Below are 15,616 nucleotides of genomic sequence, written 5' to 3'. Positions count from 1 at the left end.
ATAAACCGCCGCGCGCGAACTACACTTGAATCGCGAGCAAACCGCGAAAGCTGCATGACCGAAATAAAGAACACCGAGCAACAGTTGTCGAAGTTCCGCCTGCGCGTCGCGGCGGCGGGACTGTTCGTGTTCGTCTGCTTCGGGCTGATCGGCTTGCGCTTTCTGTATCTGCAGGTCTGGCACTTCAGCAAATACTCGCTGCAGGCGAACGAAAACCGCATTTCCGTTGCGCCGATCGTGCCGAATCGCGGCATCATCACCGACCGCAACGGCGTCGTGCTGGCGAAGAACTACTCCGCCTATACGCTCGAAATCACGCGTTCGAAGATCAACGGCACGCTCGACGAAACCATCGACGAACTCTCGCAGGTCATTCCTATCGACGCGCGTGACCGCCGGCGTTTCAAGAAGCTGCTCGAAGATTCGAAGAATTTCGAAAGCCTGCCGATCCGCACGCGGCTCACCGATGAGGAAGTGGCGAAGTTCACGGCGCAGCGCTTTCGCTTTCCGGGCGTCGAAGTGCGGGCGCGCCTGTTCCGCCAGTATCCGCTCGGCACGACCGCGGCGCATGTGATCGGCTACATCGGGCGGATTTCGCAGCGCGATCAGGAGCGCATCGACGACGCGAGCGACGCCAATGACGAAAGCTCGGATCACTACGATCCGCGCCTCGACGCCAATAACTACAAGGGCACGGACTACGTCGGCAAGATCGGTGTCGAGCAGAGCTACGAGACCGAGTTGCACGGTCTGACCGGTTTCGAGGAAGTCGAAGTCACGGCGGGCGGCCGTCCGGTGCGGACGATGTCGCGCACGCAGGCGACGCCGGGCAACAATCTTCAGTTGTCGCTGGATATCGGCTTGCAGCAGGTCGCGGAGCAGGCGTTCGCGGGCAAGCGCGGCGCGCTCGTCGCGATCGAGCCTTCCACCGGCGACGTGCTCGCGTTCGTCTCCGCGCCGAGCTTCGACCCGAATTCGTTCGTCGACGGCATCGATCAGCAAACCTGGGACGCGCTCAACAATTCGCCGGATCACCCGCTCCTGAATCGTCCGCTGCACGGCACGTATCCGCCGGGCTCGACGTACAAGCCGTTCATGGCGCTCGCGGCGCTGACACTGCACAAGCGCACGCCGGGCTGGGGCTTTCAGGATCCGGGCTACTTCACGTTCGGCGGCCACACGTTCCGCAACGACGTGCGCTCGGGCCAGGGCTGGGTCGACATGAACCGCGCGATCGTCGTGTCGAACGACACGTACTTCTACATGCTCGCGCGCGATCTCGGCGTCAACGCGATGGCCGGCTTCATGAAGCCGTGGGGCTTCGGCCAGATCACCGGCATCGATATCGCAGGCGAGGCGCGCGGCATTCTCCCGTCGACCGAATGGAAGCGCAAGGCGTACCGCAAGCCCGAGCAGCAGCGCTGGTACGAAGGCGAAACGATCAGTCTCGGCATCGGTCAGGGCTATAACTCGTTCACGATCTTGCAGCTCGCGCACGCCACCGCGACGCTCGCGAACAATGGCGTCGTGATGAAGCCGCACCTCGTGCGCGATATCGAAAATCCGATCTCGAAGGCGACGCGCGCCGTCGTGCGCGATCCGAGCGACAAGATCCCCGTGCAGCAGAAGGACGTGGATTTCATCAAGCGCGCGATGGAAGGCGTCGTCACCAACGGTACGGCGGCGAAGGTGTTTGCGGGCGCGCCGTATCTGGCGGCGGGCAAGACCGGCACGGCGCAGGTCTATTCGTTGCAGGGCGCGAACTACAAGGGACACGCGCTCGCCGAACATCTGCGCGATCACGCGCTGTTCATCGCGTTCGCGCCTGCCGAGCAGCCGAAGATCGCGCTCGCGTTGATCGTCGAAAACGGCGGCTGGGGCGCGGAGTCCGCCGGGCCGATCGCGCGCAAGGTGCTCGACTACTATCTGATCGACCGCATGAAGCCGGGCGCGCAAGCTGCCGCGGTTGCCGCGGCGGCATCGGCCACGGAAGATACCGGCCTGCCGATGATCGGCGGCACGCAATCGCCCGCAGCCGTCGCGTTGCCCGCGTCGGTCGCGAATTCGTCGCCGGCGTTTTCGCCGCAGGCGGCGTCGAATCCGAATGTCGCGAAGGCCGTTACCGCGCCACCGCTTGCGGCTTCCGCCCCGAAAGCCTCGACGCCGCGCGCCGCGTCCACGCCGCCCGCCGCCGCGCTTCCCGCGTCGACGCCGGGCCGCACGCCCGCGCCGAAAAAGCGCCCCGCCGAGCCGACGCCCACCATGGTGCGCGGCAACGAAAACGACGGCGTGCGCGTTCTCGCGCCGTCCGGCGGCATCGACGAGTAAAGGAAAACCGCCATGCAACTGCACATGCAATTCGACAAGCGCGAACTGCTCGACCGCGCCAAGCGCATGTTCGCGGGCTTCGACAAACCGCTCGCGCTCATCGTGTTCCTGCTGCTGTGCGTCGGCATCGTGACGCTGTACAGCGCGAGTCTCGACATGCCCGGGCGCGTCGAGGACCAGCTTCGCAACATCATGCTGACCTTCGGCCTGATGTGGGTGCTCGCCAACATCCCGCCGCAAATGCTGATGCGCTTCGCGGTGCCGCTCTATACGGTCGGCGTCGCGTTATTGATCGCCGTCGCTGCGTTCGGGCTGACCCGCAAGGGCGCGAAACGCTGGCTCAACGTCGGCGTGGTGATCCAGCCGTCGGAAATCATGAAGATCGCGATGCCGCTGATGCTCGCGTGGTACTACCAGAAGCGCGAAAGCAATATCCGCTGGTGGGATTACATCGTCGGCTTTCTGATTCTGCTGCTGCCGGTGGGCTTGATCGCGAAGCAGCCTGACCTGGGCACCGCGGTGCTCGTGTTCGCGGCGGGCATGTTCGTCATTTATTTCGCCGGATTGAGTTTCAGGCTGATCCTGCCGGTGCTCGTGGCGGCGGTCATCGCGGTGGCGAGTATCGCGGTATTCCAGGACAGGATCTGTCAGCCGGATGTCGTCTGGCCGATGATGCATGACTACCAGAAGCACCGCATCTGCACGCTGCTCGACCCGACTTCCGATCCGCTCGGCAAAGGCTTCCACACGATTCAGGCGGTGATCGCGATCGGCTCCGGCGGCACGCTCGGCAAAGGCTGGCTGAAGGGCACGCAGGCGCACCTCGAATTCATCCCCGAAAAGCACACCGACTTCATCTTCGCCGTCTATGCCGAGGAGTTCGGTCTCGCGGGCGGACTCGTGCTGCTTTTCCTCTACATGGCGCTGATTGCGCGCGGGCTGTATATCGCGGCGAACGGCGCGACCTTCTTCGGGCGATTACTGGCCGGATCGCTCACGCTCGCGTTCTTTACTTACGCGTTCGTCAACATCGGCATGGTGAGCGGGATTCTGCCCGTGGTCGGCGTGCCGCTGCCGTTCATGAGCTACGGCGGCACCGCGCTGACGACGCTCGGCGTCGCGGCCGGGCTGATCATGAGCGTCGCGCGGCAAAAGAGGTTGATGCAGAGTTAGCGATGGTCGCTTGCGTCAAAGCCAAAAGCCGTGGATTCGTCCGCGGCTTTTTTGTTTGCCGGCGCGCTTCACTGCGGCTTTTGCTGCTCGAGTTCGGCGCTCAGTTGCAGATATTTGAGCTTGGCCGCCGGATCGCCCTGCGCGGCCGCCGCCGCGTAATACGCGCGCGCCACATTCAGATTGCGCTCGACGCCATCGCCGCCGCGCTCGTAAAACGAACCCGCGACGTATTGCGCGGTCATGTCGCCGCCTTCCGCCGCCTTCTTGTACCAGGCGAACGCCTGCACGTTGTCGCGCGCGGTGCCGCGTCCGTCGAGAAACTGGTTCGCGAGCGCCAGTTCGGCCTGCACGTGACCCTGGTTCGCCGCGCGCAGGAACCAGCGATGCGCCTCCGCCGGATCTTTCTCGACGAACTGGCCGTCGTCGTACATCTTGCCGTACACGTATTGCGCGTGCGTCATGTTGGCGTCGGCGGCGCGGCGCAGCCACTTCTTGCCTTCCGGCACGTCCGCCGCGCCGCCTTCGCCATTGAGCAGCATCATCGCGTAGTTGAATTCGGCGAGCCGGCTGCCGCGCTGCGCCGCCCGGCGAAACTCCGAACGCGCCGCGACGAGATTGCCCGCGTTGTAGTCGGCGACGGCATTCTGCGTCGCGATATCGGTCGGCTTGGGCGCGTTGTCGGCGTGGGCCGCGCCCGCCGTTATCGACAGACTCACCGCTGCGACGACCGACGCTATCGCGGTTTTCATGATCTCGCCTCCTGCAACGCCTGACGCGTCGCCTTCAAGAGCCACATCACATCCGCGCCGATCGCGACGAGCTTGATGCCCGCCTGCGCGTACTGCCGCGCGCTCGCGGCATCGAGCGCGAAGATGCCGCTCGCGATGCCCGCGCGATTCGCCGCATCGACGATTTTCGTGATCGCCGCCTGCACGTCGGGATGCTTGCCGTCGCCGAGATGACCAAGGCTCGCCGCGAGATCCGCTGGGCCGATGAACAGGCAGTCGATGCCCGGCGTCGCGGCGATTTCGTCGACGGCTTCGAGCGCCGCCACCGATTCGATCTGCACGATCGTCGCGATCTGCGCATTCGCGCCCGCCATGTAGTCGCGACGCATACCGTATGCCGCCGCGCGCACCGCGCCGGCGACGCCGCGCAAGCCATCCAGCGCCGCCGTGGTCGGATACTGCGTGAGCCGGACGATGCGTGCCGCCTCTTCCGCCGACTGCACGTTCGGGAACATCAGCGTGCGCGCGCCGGCATCGAGTGCGCGCTTCACGAGCCAGCCTTCGTTGGCCGGCACGCGCACGATCGGCTCGCTCGGCAGATGCGCGGCCGCGATCGCGCGCAACTGCGCGACGACATCGGCGCTATCGTTCGGCGAGTGCTCCATGTCGATGCACAGCCAGTCGAAGCCCGCGTGGGCGAGCGCTTCGGCGGCATCGGCGCTGCCGAGCGACAGCCACAGGCCGAACAGGGTGCCCGTTTCGGAGAGGCGCTGCTTGAGGGGATTGGTGAATGTGCTCATCGCGCGGTCCCTTCGTTGGGTCGAAGGATGACCGCACGCGGTCGCGGCAGGAACAACGACGGAAGAAGTGACGGCATGCGCGCTCCGTGTCTCGTCGCCTCGGTGGCGGGCGACTCATCGGACGATCATACCGTGCCAGAAGCGCACGCGCCGGGCGTGCCTCAGCTGCGCTCGACGTCGGCCCAGCAGTTCGGCGTTTCGTACAAACGCACGCGTTTGAGCTTGAGATTGACGCCGTAGTGCGCGTCGTAGACGTTCGCGAGAATGTTGAACGCGACGGCCGCGAGGTTCTCCACGGTCGGAATGCGATCCAGCACGACGGTCTTGTGATCCGACAGCGTCTGGAGGAATTCGCGCACTTTGACATCGCCTTCATAGACGATGAACGCGTGGTCCCACTTGTTGACGAGATGCTCCATGGCGAGCGCTTTCACGTCGGCGAAGTCCATCACCATGCCGCGGTCGGGCGCGCCTTCCACGTCGACGAGGTCGCCTTGCAGCGTGATTTCGAGCACGTAGCGATGGCCATGCAAATTGCGGCACTGGCTGCGGTGATCGGGGATGCGGTGGCCCGCATCGAATTCGAGTTTTCGGGTAATCGTCTGCACGTCGGCTGACCGTCTTATATTCAGGGAATGTTCAGGTATTTGTGCGTCTGCATCGACAGGCGCCACTTCGGATGGCGCTTGCACCAGTCGATCGCCAGCTTCGTGTTGATGTCGCGCGACGGGCCGTCCATCGGCTGCACGAGAAAGTACTCGAAATCGAGTTTCTCGTATTCCGCGAGACGCTGGTTGTCCTGCGGCACCACGACCTTCAGTTCATTGCCCTTCGTCACGACGAGCGGCGCGTCGGCCTTCGGGCTCACGCAAATCCAGTCGATGCTCTCGAGCACCGGCAGCGAGCCGTTGGTCTCGATCGCCATTTCGAAGCCCGCGTCGTGCAGCGCATCGACGAACGGCTGGTCGATCTGCAGCATCGGCTCGCCGCCCGTACAGACGACGAACCGGTGCGCCGCGCCTTCCGGCCACAGCGATGCGATCTTCGCGACGAGTTCCGCCGGCGTTCTGTACTTGCCGCCGTTCTCGCCATCCGTGCCGACGAAATCCGTGTCGCAGAACTGGCAGACCGCGTCCGCGCGATCTTCCTCGCGCCCCGACCACAGATTGCAGCCCGCGAAGCGGCAAAACACGGCCGGGCGCCCGGCATTGGCGCCTTCGCCCTGCAACGTGTAGAAGATTTCCTTTACCGCGTACGTCATGACTGCTCTGTATGCCTCGTAAAACCCGTCGTGAAAATCAAACCGGCGCGGTGGTGACCTGCTCGCCCGCGCGATACGCCTCATAACCGCGCTTGCGCAGTTTGCAGGCCGGACATTGGCCGCAGCCGAAGCCCCAGTCGTGCAACTCGGCGCGCTCGCCGACATAGCACGTATGCGTTTCGATGCGGATCAACTCGACGAGCGCTTCGCCGCCGAGCGTTTCCGCGAGCCGCCAGGTGTCGGCCTTGTCGAGCCACATCAGCGGCGTTTCGACCGCGTAACGCGTCTCCATGCCCAGATTCAGCGCGACTTGCAGCGCTTTCATCGTGTCGTCGCGGCAATCCGGATAGCCTGAGAAATCGGTCTCGCACATGCCGCCGACCAGCACTTTCAACCCGCGCCGATACGCCACTGCCGCCGCAATCGTCACGAACAGCAGGTTGCGCCCTGGCACGAACGTGTTGGGTAAGCCGCTCGCGGTCGCCTGGATCTCGATCTCGCGGGTCATCGCCGTGTCGCTGATTGCGCCGAGCACGGACAGATCGATCATGTGATCTTCGCCCAGACGCTCGGCCCACTGCGGAAACTCGCGCACGACCGCGGCGCGAAAGCCGTCGCGGCATTCGAGTTCCACGCGATGCCGCTGTCCGTAATCGAAGCCGAGGGTCTCGACCGTCTTGTAGCGTTCGAGCGCCCAGGCGAGGCACGTGGCCGAGTCCTGGCCGCCGGAGAACAGCACGAGCGCGCTGTCTTTAGCGTCTATCCGAGTCACCGTGAAAACTCCGTACTCCGTGAATGAGAAGGCGTCGCACGCCGCACGGGAAGTCGGAGTGACCGGACTTTGCCATGCGCGTTGCGGGCGCGACGTATGCGAGTCCAGTATAGGCCGGCGACCCTCGCCCGGACGCGCACGCCTTTTATGCCGCCGATAGCGGAACACGAGACGGATGAGCGAACGCCGGATGCATGTTCCGGTGCATCGCTCGAGCGATTCGGAGCGTCGAAAAGAAAAGGACTTGCGGGTCCGAGGACGAGGCAAGTCCTTAATTCGACGCGGATTTTATCACGGAGCAAGGTTGTTCGCCGAGCTCGGGACGCCACGCGGTTGCCAGCGGCAAGCTCCGAAGCATACGCACGCCACAAAACAAAAAGCCCAGTCATTCGACTGGGCTTTTTGCCTGAAACTATGGTGGCCTGGGGCGGAATCGAACCACCGACACGCGGATTTTCAATCCGCTGCTCTACCAACTGAGCTACCGGGCCAACGAAGAAGTGAGACTATATCAGAGACAATTGCGGCCCTCAAGCCCCTCTGCGCATTTTTCTGCAAATCCTCAGACGGACGCGTTCACACCTCGTTCTTGTTCTTTCCGAGATCGACGCCAAGCTGCTTAAGCTTCCGATACAAGTGCGTGCGCTCCAGCCCGGTCTTTTCCGCGACGCGCGTCATGCTGCCGTTCTCGCGCGCGAGGTGATACTCGAAGTACGCGCGCTCGAACGCATCGCGCGCATCGCGCAACGGGATATCGAACGAGATGGACGCCGTCGTTCCTGCCTGATTCTGCGGGACGCCGCTCGCCGCCGCATCGTTCGATGCATTGAGCGCCGAGGCAGTCGGCAACGCGGCCGCCACCGGCACGCCCGACGCGCTCACGCTCGCCGGCGGCTTCGCCATCATCGTGACGGGCGCCGCCGCCGTGCCGTGCGCCAGCCCCTGTTCGACGGCCTTCAGCAGCTTCTGCAGCGCGATCGGCTTTTCGAGGAAGTTGAGCGCGCCGATCTTCGTCGCTTCGACAGCCGTGTCGATGGTCGCGTGGCCCGACATCATGATCACCGGCATCGTGAGCTTGCCCTGCGCGGCCCACTCCTTGAGCAGGGTCACACCGTCGGTGTCGGGCATCCAGATGTCGAGCAGGACGAGGTCAGGTGTCTGCTCCAGACGGTAGTCCCGCGCGTGCTGCGCGTTTTCCGCCACTTCCACGACATGGCCTTCGTCGCTCAGGATCTCGGAGAGCAGTTCCCGGATCCCCATTTCATCGTCTACCACCAGGATGGTTGCCATTTACGCTGCCCTTGTCTGCACTGTTGCTTTTGTCGTTCCCTGATTCGCGGCCGCACCGGTACCCGGCGTCGCGCCGGGCGCCGCGGTATCGTCCGCGAGTTGGAGAAACAGAATCGATATCTGCGCGCCCTCGATCACATCCGCCGACTTCGAGCGGTTGCGTATGTCGATGCGCGCGCCGTGCTCGTCGACGATCTTCTTCACGGTTGCAAGTCCCAGACCCGTACCCTTCGCTTTCGTCGTCACGTAAGGCTCGAAAGCACGCGAAAGGATACGCGCCGGAAAACCCGAGCCGTTGTCCGAGACCGTCAGGCGAACCGCGACACGCGCATGACCCGTTGCATCGGGCTCGCCATATTCTACTGTTCTCGTTTCGAGCAGCACGCGCGGCTCCGCGACGTCCGCCACCGCGTCCTGCGCGTTCTGCAGCAGGTTATGGATCACCTGACGGATCTGAGTCGCGTCGCCGCGGATCACGGGCAGCTTCGCGAGGTCGATCTTGATCGGCGTCTTGCCGTCCTCGATGCCGTACAACGTCAGCACTTCGGCGACGAGCTCGTTCAGTTGCAGATTGCCGAGCACCGCGGGCGGCGTGCGCGCGTATTCGCGGAAATCGTCGACCATCTGCTTCATCGCCTGCACCTGATTCACGATGGTCGTCGATGCGCGCTTGAGGACGTCCGCATCCGTCGGCGCGAGCTTGTCCGCGAGCTTCATCTGCAGGCGCTCCGCCGAAAGCTGAATGGGCGTGAGCGGGTTCTTGATCTCGTGCGCGAGACGCCGCGCGACCTCGCCCCACGCGACCGAACGCTGCGCGGAAATGACATCGGAGATGTCGTCGAACACGACGACATAGCCGGTCGTTTCGGCGTCCTCGGAATCGCTTTCGGTCACGCTCAGCAACTGCGTGCCGCGCACGAGCAGCGTCAGCGGATCGTTCTCGCCGGGCACCGTCACCGCGACCTGCTGCTGCCAGTGACCGCGATCGCCGATCGGATGACCACTGCCGACCGCCGCCGCATCACGTTCCGCGAACGCTTTTTTCACCATCGCGCCGAACTCGGCGAGAACATCGATATGGTCGAGCGGCTGATTGAGCTGCGTGCCGAACGGCTGGCGGAAGATGCGGTCCGCGCCGCGATTCGCTGTAGTGAGGCGGAACTGCCGGTCGAACACGAACACGCCCGCCGTCAGATTCGCAAGAATGCTTTCCAGATACGCCTTCGAATGCTCCAGCGCGATACGGTTGTTCTCGACCGCCGCGCGCGCCTCGGAAAGCTGTCGCGTCATCGCGTTGAAGGACTGCGTGAGAAAACCCAGCTCGTCGCGCGAATTGATCTCGCGTTTGGGCGTGTAGTCGCCTTCGGCCACCTCCTTGGTGCCCTGCGCGAGCAGGAACAAGGGCCGCGCAAGCTGGTTGCCCAGCGCGAGCGCGAGCATCATCGCGATGAAGGTCGCGAGGAACAGCGCGAGCGTCAGCGTGCCGATATACATCTTGCGCAAGCCCGTGCGCCCGAGCCGCTTCTCCTGATACTCGCGGTAGGCGCGCTGCACGGCGTCGGCATTGCGCGCGAGTTCCTGACTCACGGGCTGCTCGATCTGCAGGAAGCGATCGACGTGCTGGAATTCTGTCGTGGTGGTCGGGTCGGGAATCTTGGTGATCACGCGCAGCCGCAACGCGCCCTTCGGCCCGTTCGATTTCGGATCGCCGTCGATCTCGCCTTCGATCGCGCCGTATGGATGATCCTGCGCCGCCTTCAGCATCGTGCCGGTCGGCTCGTTGGCCGGCAGGAGCGCGTAGTAGTTGCCCGACGCCTGCGCGACCGTGCGCAGGCCCGACACCCGCAGCGAGCCGTTGCTCGACGTCAGATCCTCGCGGTTGTACTGATCGCGCGGCCGCTCGAACACGACCGCGTCCTGCACGCCGTATTGATCACGCAGGCGCAGCAGCGAAAGCGTCAGGCTCGACGGATCCGCGCTGGCGAGCTGATCGCTCATCTGCCGGCCGCGGTTCTTGAAATCGGCGAGCGAGTTTTCGAGCATGCCGCGCCCGAGCGTCAGCCCCGACGTGAGCGCGGTCTCGACGTTCACGTCGAACCATGACTCGATACTGCGCGACACGAACTGATACGAAACCACATAGATGATCGCGCCCGGCACCACGCCGACGAGCGCGAAGATGAACGCGAGCTTCGCCAGCAATCGCGTGCCGAAGCGCCCTTGCCTCACCCGCGACACGATGATGATGAACAGGCTGACAACGATCAGCATGAAGACGATCGCCACCGCGACGTTCGCCGCATACAGCCAGCCGTAGTAGCGGTCGAAAAATTCAGTGTTCGCGCTCGCGAGCGCGAGCATCACGAGCAGCAGCACCGCCGTGAGCGCAACCGTGGAGACCAGCAGCCGGACGACGAAACTCTTCATGTCCGTGCGGCCGCGTCGAAATCTATTTCGCACGTTCTGCCGCCGTAAAAGTAAAACGCTTCCAGTCCGAGGACAGGTTCCAGTCGCGATTGTTCACCGCGTCGATCTGGAACGGCTTGGGCATCAGTGCGATGTCGAGTTGCATACGCACCGATGCGGTATAGGTTTCGCCGCCATGCACCTGGTTTCGATCGATGACATGCCACGAGGTCACATGCTTGATGACCGCGAGCGCTTCATTCAGCGACGCGAAACGCAACTGCAAGCCGCCCGTCGATACGCGATATTCGTTCGTGAGCGGCTGATAGGAAAGGCGGATGCTCTGCGACACATTGACCGGTTCTTCATCGAACCAGTACCAGCGTGGCCGCGACAGCGCGAAGTCGATCGTGAAATAGAGCGGCACGCTGCGGTTCACGGCTTCTTCGAGGCTGTTGTTGAGGTCGAAGTCGAAGTGCGCGTCGAGGCTCCAGCCGGCATTGTCCGCCTGCAGCGACGCACGCTGCACGGCGATCGTCTCGGCAAACGCGGGATCGGCCACGGCGAACGTCAGCCAGAGCGCCAGCGCAGTCCAGATGACAGCCGCGAGCCGAAGCGGGAAAAAGCGTTTGATCGTCACCGTTTCTGAAAGCGCGCGTAGAAGAATCCGTCGTGGTCCGCGATATTTGTACCGGCCGGTGAGCCTTGCACCGCGCCCGCGCTCGCGCGCGCCGCTGTCGGTAACAATTGCCCCGGCGCGTCCAATCGTACCGCATCTTCATGCGCGGCTCCAAACCAGCGAGCCTGTTCTTCGCCCTCCTCGGGAAAGATGGAACACGTCACGTAAAGCAGTTCGCCGCCCTTCGCGACGAGCGGCCACAACGCGCTCACGATGCGCCGCTGCTCCGCGACCAGCGCTTCGATGTCCGACGCGCGGCGCAACCAGCGAATATCCGGATGCCGCCGCACGATGCCCGACGCCGAGCACGGCACGTCGGCGAGAATGCGATCGAACGGCGCGCCGTCGGACCATTGCGCGGGATCGCCCGCGTCGCCCACCGTGATCTGCGCGTCGAGTTTCAGGCGTTTCAGATTCTGTTCGATGCGGCCCGCGCGCTCGGCATCGCTTTCGAGCGCGATCAGCTCGACGTTCGCGAGTTCGAGAATATGTCCCGTCTTGCCGCCCGGCGCGGCGCACGCGTCGAGCACGCGCATGCCGTCCTTCAGGTCGAGCAGTTGCGCCGCGCATTGCGCGCCCGCGTCCTGCACCGACACGACGCCTTCGTCGAAGCCCGGAATGCGATCGACGGACATCGGCGTTTTCAGACGCACGGCGTGCAGGCCCACAGCTTCGGCATCGATATGCGCGTCCGCGAGGCGCGCGAGATATTCGTCGACGCTGGCGTGCCGCGCATTCACGCGCAGCGTGAGCGGCCCCTGCGCGTTGCCCGCTTCGAGGATGCGCTCCCACGCATCGGGCTGGCCGCGCTTCACCGCGTCGATCCACCATTGCGGATAATTCCAGCGCGCGACGGGATTCGTGCGCGCTTCGTCGATGAGCGCGTCGCGTTCGCGCAGGAAGTTGCGCAGCGCGGCGTTCACCAGGCCCTTCGCGAACGAGACCTCGCGTCGCGCGGCGATCGCGCCCACGGCCTGATCGACCACGGTGAAGGGCGCGTAGGCCGCGTGCGCTTCGTCGTCCGTCAACAGCGTGAACGCGCAGACGAGCACGTTCGCCACATGCGGCGGCGGCGCTTTCTTCACGAGCTTGTGCAGCAGCGCATCGGCGAGCGCGAGGCGGCGCATCGCGCGATACGCGATGTCCTGCACCGCGCCGCGCGCCACCGCGTGTTTTGCCGACGCGCTGACCGTCTGCAGCGCGGCCGGCAGCGCCGAACCCGCGCGCACGGCACCCACGGCTTGCGCCGCGCAATCGAGCGCGAACGCGAGCGAGTCGGGCGCGAGTTTCAGCGCGCTCAGGCGGGAATGGGCGGCGGTGTGCCGGCGGGAAGGCTTGTCGGTCATGAAGAAACGGAAACGGTGAGACGGCCAAGCGCGCGGCTTGCGTGAACGGGGATTGTAACTTGAGGGGATCGCGGGCCCGGGCGGGCGGCCGCCGCACGCGAAAAAGGCCGTTCCGGCGCAACCGGAACGGCCTTCGTCATGACATCCGAAGCGTCAGAAGCGGCCCGTGCGCGCCATCTCCATCAGACGCGCGACGCGTTCTTCCGTCGCCGGGTGCGTCGAGAACAGATTCGCGATGCCGCCGCCCGAGAGCGGATTCATGATCATCATCTGCGCGGTGGCCGGGTGCGCTTCCGCCGTCGGGAACGGCACGCCGGTGGCGTAGGCGTGGATCTTCTCGAGCGCGATCGCGAGCGCTTGCGGATCGCCCGAAATCTCCGCGCCGCCACGGTCGGCTTCGAATTCGCGCGCGCGGGAAATCGCCATCTGGATCAACGCGCCCGCGATCGGCGCGAGAATCGCCACCAGAATGCTCGCGATCGGATTCGACGGACGGCCTTCGTCATCGCGCCCGCCGAAGAACATCGCGAAGTTCGCGAGCGCGGAGATCGCGCCGGCCATCGTCGCGGAGATCGTCGAGATCAGGATGTCGCGATGCTTCACGTGCGCCAGCTCGTGCGCCATCACGCCGCGCATTTCGCGCTCGGACAGCACGCGCAGAATGCCCGTGGTCGCCGCGACCGCCGCGTGCTCCGGATTGCGGCCCGTGGCGAACGCGTTCGGCGCGTCTTCGTTGATCAGATAGACGCGCGGCATCGGCAGCTGAGCGCGCGTGGCAAGCTCGCGCACCATGCGATAGAACTGCGGCGCGGTGGTTTCGTCGACTTCCTGCGCGTTGTACATGCGCAGGACCAGCTTGTCCGAGAACCAGTACGAAAAGAAATTCATGCCGAGCGCGACGATCAGCGCGAGCATCATGCCCTTCGACCCGCCGATCATTCCGCCGATCACGACAAAGAGGGCCGTGATCGCAGCCATCAGCATCGCGGTTTTGACCCAGTTGAACATGTCCGGAGCTCCTCTCCCTAGATACGCTGCGCGAAGTGCGCGGTTGCCCCGGCCGACATGACCGGGACGACAATTGTAAGCAAAATGTTAGATAGGGGCACCCGGCAATAATTCAATCCGCGGTTGCGCGATTTATCGATGGGACGTCGCGAGCTTGATGCCAAGGCCCACGAACGCGCCGCCGACGCCGCGATCCAGCCATTTCTTCACGCCCGATCTGCCCGCGAAGCGCTCGGTGACGCTCCCCGCGATCCACGCGACGAAACTGTTCCAGACCGTGCTCATCGCGATGAAAACGATGCCGAGCGTTAGGAACGCGAGCGTCTTGTGCTGGCTGTCGGCGGCGACGAACTGCGGGAAGAACGACACGAAGAACAGCACGACTTTCGGATTCAGCACGTTCGTGACGAAGCCTTGCGCGAAAAGCTGGCGCAGCGATTTGGGCGCGGATTTGTCGTTCGCCTGTGCCGGATGCGCGGCTTCGACATCATCGTGTTTCGCGAAAATGAGGCGCACGCCGAGATAAATAAGATAAATCGCGCCGGCGATCTTCACGACGGTGAACGCCGTCGCCGATGCCGCGAGAATCGCCGTCAGACCGAACGCGCACGCGAGCGTATGAACGATGCAGCCCGCGGAAATGCCGAGCGCCGACACGATCCCCGCGCCGCGCCCCTGCGCGACACTGCGCCCGACGATGTACGCAGTGTCGGGGCCGGGCGTGACGTTGAGCAGGAAGACGGCGATGAGGAAGAAGGTGAAACCGGTAATGCCGAGCATCGGAAACTCCAGACTGACGAGCGCGTGTTGACAACTATTTATTCTAGCGCCGCGCCTGTTCCGCCGTCCTTTACTGAAGCGCGAATCGCTGGCCCTTCGCGAGCGGCGCACCCGCGAGAAATTCGCGCACGGGCAGACGCTTGCCGCCGGGCTTTTGCAGTTGCGTGAGTTTCAGCGCGCCGCCGCCACAGGCCACGACGATACCGTCCGACGAAACTTCGGTGATCGTCCCGGGTTCCGCGCTCGACGAAGCATCGACTGGCTGCGCGGACCAGATCTTGATCGCGGCGTTGTCCAGCGTGCCGGACGCGCCGGGAAACGGATCGAACGCGCGAATCTGGCGCGCGAGTTCTTCAGCGGGACGCCGCCAGTCGAGCGCGGCCTCGTTTTTAGCGATTTTTTCGGCGTAGGTCGTGCCGTCTTCCGGCTGCGGCGTGGACGGCAGCGAGCCGTCGCGCTCGAGATCGCGCAAACCCGCGACGAGCAACTCGGCGCCCATTTGCGCGAGGCGGTCATGCAGCGTGGCGGTGGTGTCGTCAGGGAGAATCGGCGTGCGCGCTTCGCGGATCATCGCGCCGGTGTCGAGACCGGCGTCCATCTGCATCAGCGTAATGCCGGTTTCTGCGTCGCCCGCTTCGATCGCGCGATGGATCGGCGCGGCGCCACGCCAGCGCGGCAACAACGACGCGTGGATGTTGATCGCGCCGCGCGGCGGGATATCGAGCACTTCCTGCGGCAGAATCAGCCCGTAGGCCGCGACGACCATCACGTCGTGAGGCGTGGCGCGCAACAGGTCGATGGCTTCGGCCGCTTCCTGCGGATACTTGCCCGCGCGCCGCAGCGAAGTGGGCTGCGCGACCTTGAGCCCCTTTTGGACCGCGAAGCGCTTGACCGGACTCGCCGTCAGTTTCATGCCGCGCCCGGCGGGACGATCGGGCTGCGTCAGCACGAGCGGCACCGAAAATCCGGCTGCATCGATGGCCGCGAGCGCGGCGGCAGCGAATTCCGGCGTCCCGGCGAAAACCACGCGCAACGGTTTAGTCAT

The 15,616-nt window shown here is 64.5% G+C and carries 14 protein-coding genes and 1 tRNA gene; 2 read left to right on the top strand and 13 right to left on the bottom strand.

Features of this window, described 5'->3' with window-relative positions:
* Positions 1 to 54 precede the first annotated feature (54 nt).
* Both mrdA and rodA read left to right on the top strand, forming a co-directional pair.
* Entirely contained in the window at positions 55 to 2,328 is a 2,274-nt protein-coding gene (gene mrdA / locus BTHE68_RS00170; RefSeq protein ID WP_162064623.1) for a penicillin-binding protein 2, read from the top strand.
* Positions 2,329 to 2,352: 24 nt separating this feature from the next.
* On the top strand, positions 2,353 to 3,501 hold the full coding sequence (gene rodA / locus BTHE68_RS00165; protein WP_162066723.1) for a rod shape-determining protein RodA: 1,149 nt from the start codon (positions 2,353 to 2,355) through the stop codon (positions 3,499 to 3,501).
* Between the two features lie 68 nt (positions 3,502 to 3,569).
* On the opposite strand, the gene BTHE68_RS00160 is transcribed toward rodA, so the two are convergent.
* The 13 genes from BTHE68_RS00160 to fmt form a co-directional block, all read right to left on the bottom strand.
* Positions 3,570 to 4,250: a tetratricopeptide repeat protein gene (locus tag BTHE68_RS00160; protein ID WP_162064622.1), complete on the bottom strand. Its 681-nt coding sequence runs from the start codon at positions 4,248 to 4,250 to the stop codon at positions 3,570 to 3,572.
* Positions 4,247 to 5,029, bottom strand: a complete 783-nt coding sequence (locus BTHE68_RS00155; protein ID WP_061174234.1) for an HpcH/HpaI aldolase family protein — start codon at positions 5,027 to 5,029, stop codon at positions 4,247 to 4,249. The genes BTHE68_RS00160 and BTHE68_RS00155 overlap by 4 nt, the downstream gene beginning before the upstream one ends.
* Positions 5,030 to 5,190: 161 nt before the next feature.
* On the bottom strand, positions 5,191 to 5,637 hold the full coding sequence (gene queD / locus BTHE68_RS00150; RefSeq protein WP_162064621.1) for a 6-carboxytetrahydropterin synthase QueD: 447 nt from the start codon (positions 5,635 to 5,637) through the stop codon (positions 5,191 to 5,193).
* 20 nt (positions 5,638 to 5,657) lie between these two features.
* A complete protein-coding gene (queE, locus tag BTHE68_RS00145) occupies positions 5,658 to 6,290 on the bottom strand; it encodes a 7-carboxy-7-deazaguanine synthase (RefSeq protein ID WP_162064620.1) in 633 nt (210 codons plus the stop codon).
* 37 nt (positions 6,291 to 6,327) lie between these two features.
* Positions 6,328 to 7,062, bottom strand: a complete 735-nt coding sequence (gene queC / locus BTHE68_RS00140; RefSeq protein WP_162064619.1) for a 7-cyano-7-deazaguanine synthase QueC — start codon at positions 7,060 to 7,062, stop codon at positions 6,328 to 6,330.
* A 415-nt stretch (positions 7,063 to 7,477) separates the two neighbouring features.
* Positions 7,478 to 7,553, bottom strand: a tRNA-Phe gene (locus BTHE68_RS00135).
* An 85-nt stretch (positions 7,554 to 7,638) separates the two neighbouring features.
* Entirely contained in the window at positions 7,639 to 8,352 is a 714-nt protein-coding gene (esaR, locus tag BTHE68_RS00130; protein WP_162064618.1) for a response regulator transcription factor EsaR, read from the bottom strand.
* Positions 8,353 to 10,779: a sensor histidine kinase gene (locus BTHE68_RS00125; protein ID WP_162064617.1), complete on the bottom strand. Its 2,427-nt coding sequence runs from the start codon at positions 10,777 to 10,779 to the stop codon at positions 8,353 to 8,355.
* Positions 10,780 to 10,801: 22 nt separating this feature from the next.
* Positions 10,802 to 11,398, bottom strand: a complete 597-nt coding sequence (locus BTHE68_RS00120; RefSeq protein ID WP_162064616.1) for a DUF4390 domain-containing protein — start codon at positions 11,396 to 11,398, stop codon at positions 10,802 to 10,804.
* A complete protein-coding gene (rsmB, locus tag BTHE68_RS00115) occupies positions 11,395 to 12,783 on the bottom strand; it encodes a 16S rRNA (cytosine(967)-C(5))-methyltransferase RsmB (RefSeq protein ID WP_162064615.1) in 1,389 nt (462 codons plus the stop codon). Before rsmB ends, BTHE68_RS00120 begins: the two co-directional genes overlap by 4 nt.
* A gap of 153 nt (positions 12,784 to 12,936) precedes the next feature.
* On the bottom strand, positions 12,937 to 13,791 hold the full coding sequence (htpX, locus tag BTHE68_RS00110; protein WP_162064614.1) for a zinc metalloprotease HtpX: 855 nt from the start codon (positions 13,789 to 13,791) through the stop codon (positions 12,937 to 12,939).
* A gap of 132 nt (positions 13,792 to 13,923) precedes the next feature.
* Positions 13,924 to 14,571: a LysE family translocator gene (locus tag BTHE68_RS00105; protein WP_162064613.1), complete on the bottom strand. Its 648-nt coding sequence runs from the start codon at positions 14,569 to 14,571 to the stop codon at positions 13,924 to 13,926.
* A gap of 70 nt (positions 14,572 to 14,641) precedes the next feature.
* A complete protein-coding gene (fmt, locus tag BTHE68_RS00100; RefSeq protein ID WP_162064612.1) occupies positions 14,642 to 15,616 on the bottom strand; it encodes a methionyl-tRNA formyltransferase in 975 nt (324 codons plus the stop codon).

Source organism: Burkholderia sp. THE68, from assembly GCF_009938265.1.
Lineage (GTDB): Bacteria > Pseudomonadota > Gammaproteobacteria > Burkholderiales > Burkholderiaceae > Caballeronia.
Note: the sequence above shows the minus strand (reverse complement) of the source record. Positions and strands in the feature narration are given on the sequence as shown.

What these genes read in the sequence shown, in the direction of transcription:
- BTHE68_RS00160 (WP_162064622.1), bottom strand. Translation starts at nt 4,250, where the DNA reads ATGAAAACCGCGATAGCGTCGGTCGTCGCAGCGGTGAGTCTGTCGATA.
- queE (WP_162064620.1), bottom strand. Translation starts at nt 6,290, where the DNA reads ATGACGTACGCGGTAAAGGAAATCTTCTACACGTTGCAGGGCGAAGGC.
- fmt (WP_162064612.1), bottom strand. Translation starts at nt 15,616, where the DNA reads ATGACTAAACCGTTGCGCGTGGTTTTCGCCGGGACGCCGGAATTCGCT.
- mrdA (WP_162064623.1), top strand. Translation starts at nt 55, where the DNA reads ATGACCGAAATAAAGAACACCGAGCAACAGTTGTCGAAGTTCCGCCTG.
- BTHE68_RS00125 (WP_162064617.1), bottom strand. Translation starts at nt 10,779, where the DNA reads ATGAAGAGTTTCGTCGTCCGGCTGCTGGTCTCCACGGTTGCGCTCACG.
- htpX (WP_162064614.1), bottom strand. Translation starts at nt 13,791, where the DNA reads ATGTTCAACTGGGTCAAAACCGCGATGCTGATGGCTGCGATCACGGCC.
- BTHE68_RS00105 (WP_162064613.1), bottom strand. Translation starts at nt 14,571, where the DNA reads ATGCTCGGCATTACCGGTTTCACCTTCTTCCTCATCGCCGTCTTCCTG.
- rodA (WP_162066723.1), top strand. Translation starts at nt 2,353, where the DNA reads ATGCAATTCGACAAGCGCGAACTGCTCGACCGCGCCAAGCGCATGTTC.
- rsmB (WP_162064615.1), bottom strand. Translation starts at nt 12,783, where the DNA reads ATGACCGACAAGCCTTCCCGCCGGCACACCGCCGCCCATTCCCGCCTG.
- esaR (WP_162064618.1), bottom strand. Translation starts at nt 8,352, where the DNA reads ATGGCAACCATCCTGGTGGTAGACGATGAAATGGGGATCCGGGAACTG.
- BTHE68_RS00155 (WP_061174234.1), bottom strand. Translation starts at nt 5,029, where the DNA reads ATGAGCACATTCACCAATCCCCTCAAGCAGCGCCTCTCCGAAACGGGC.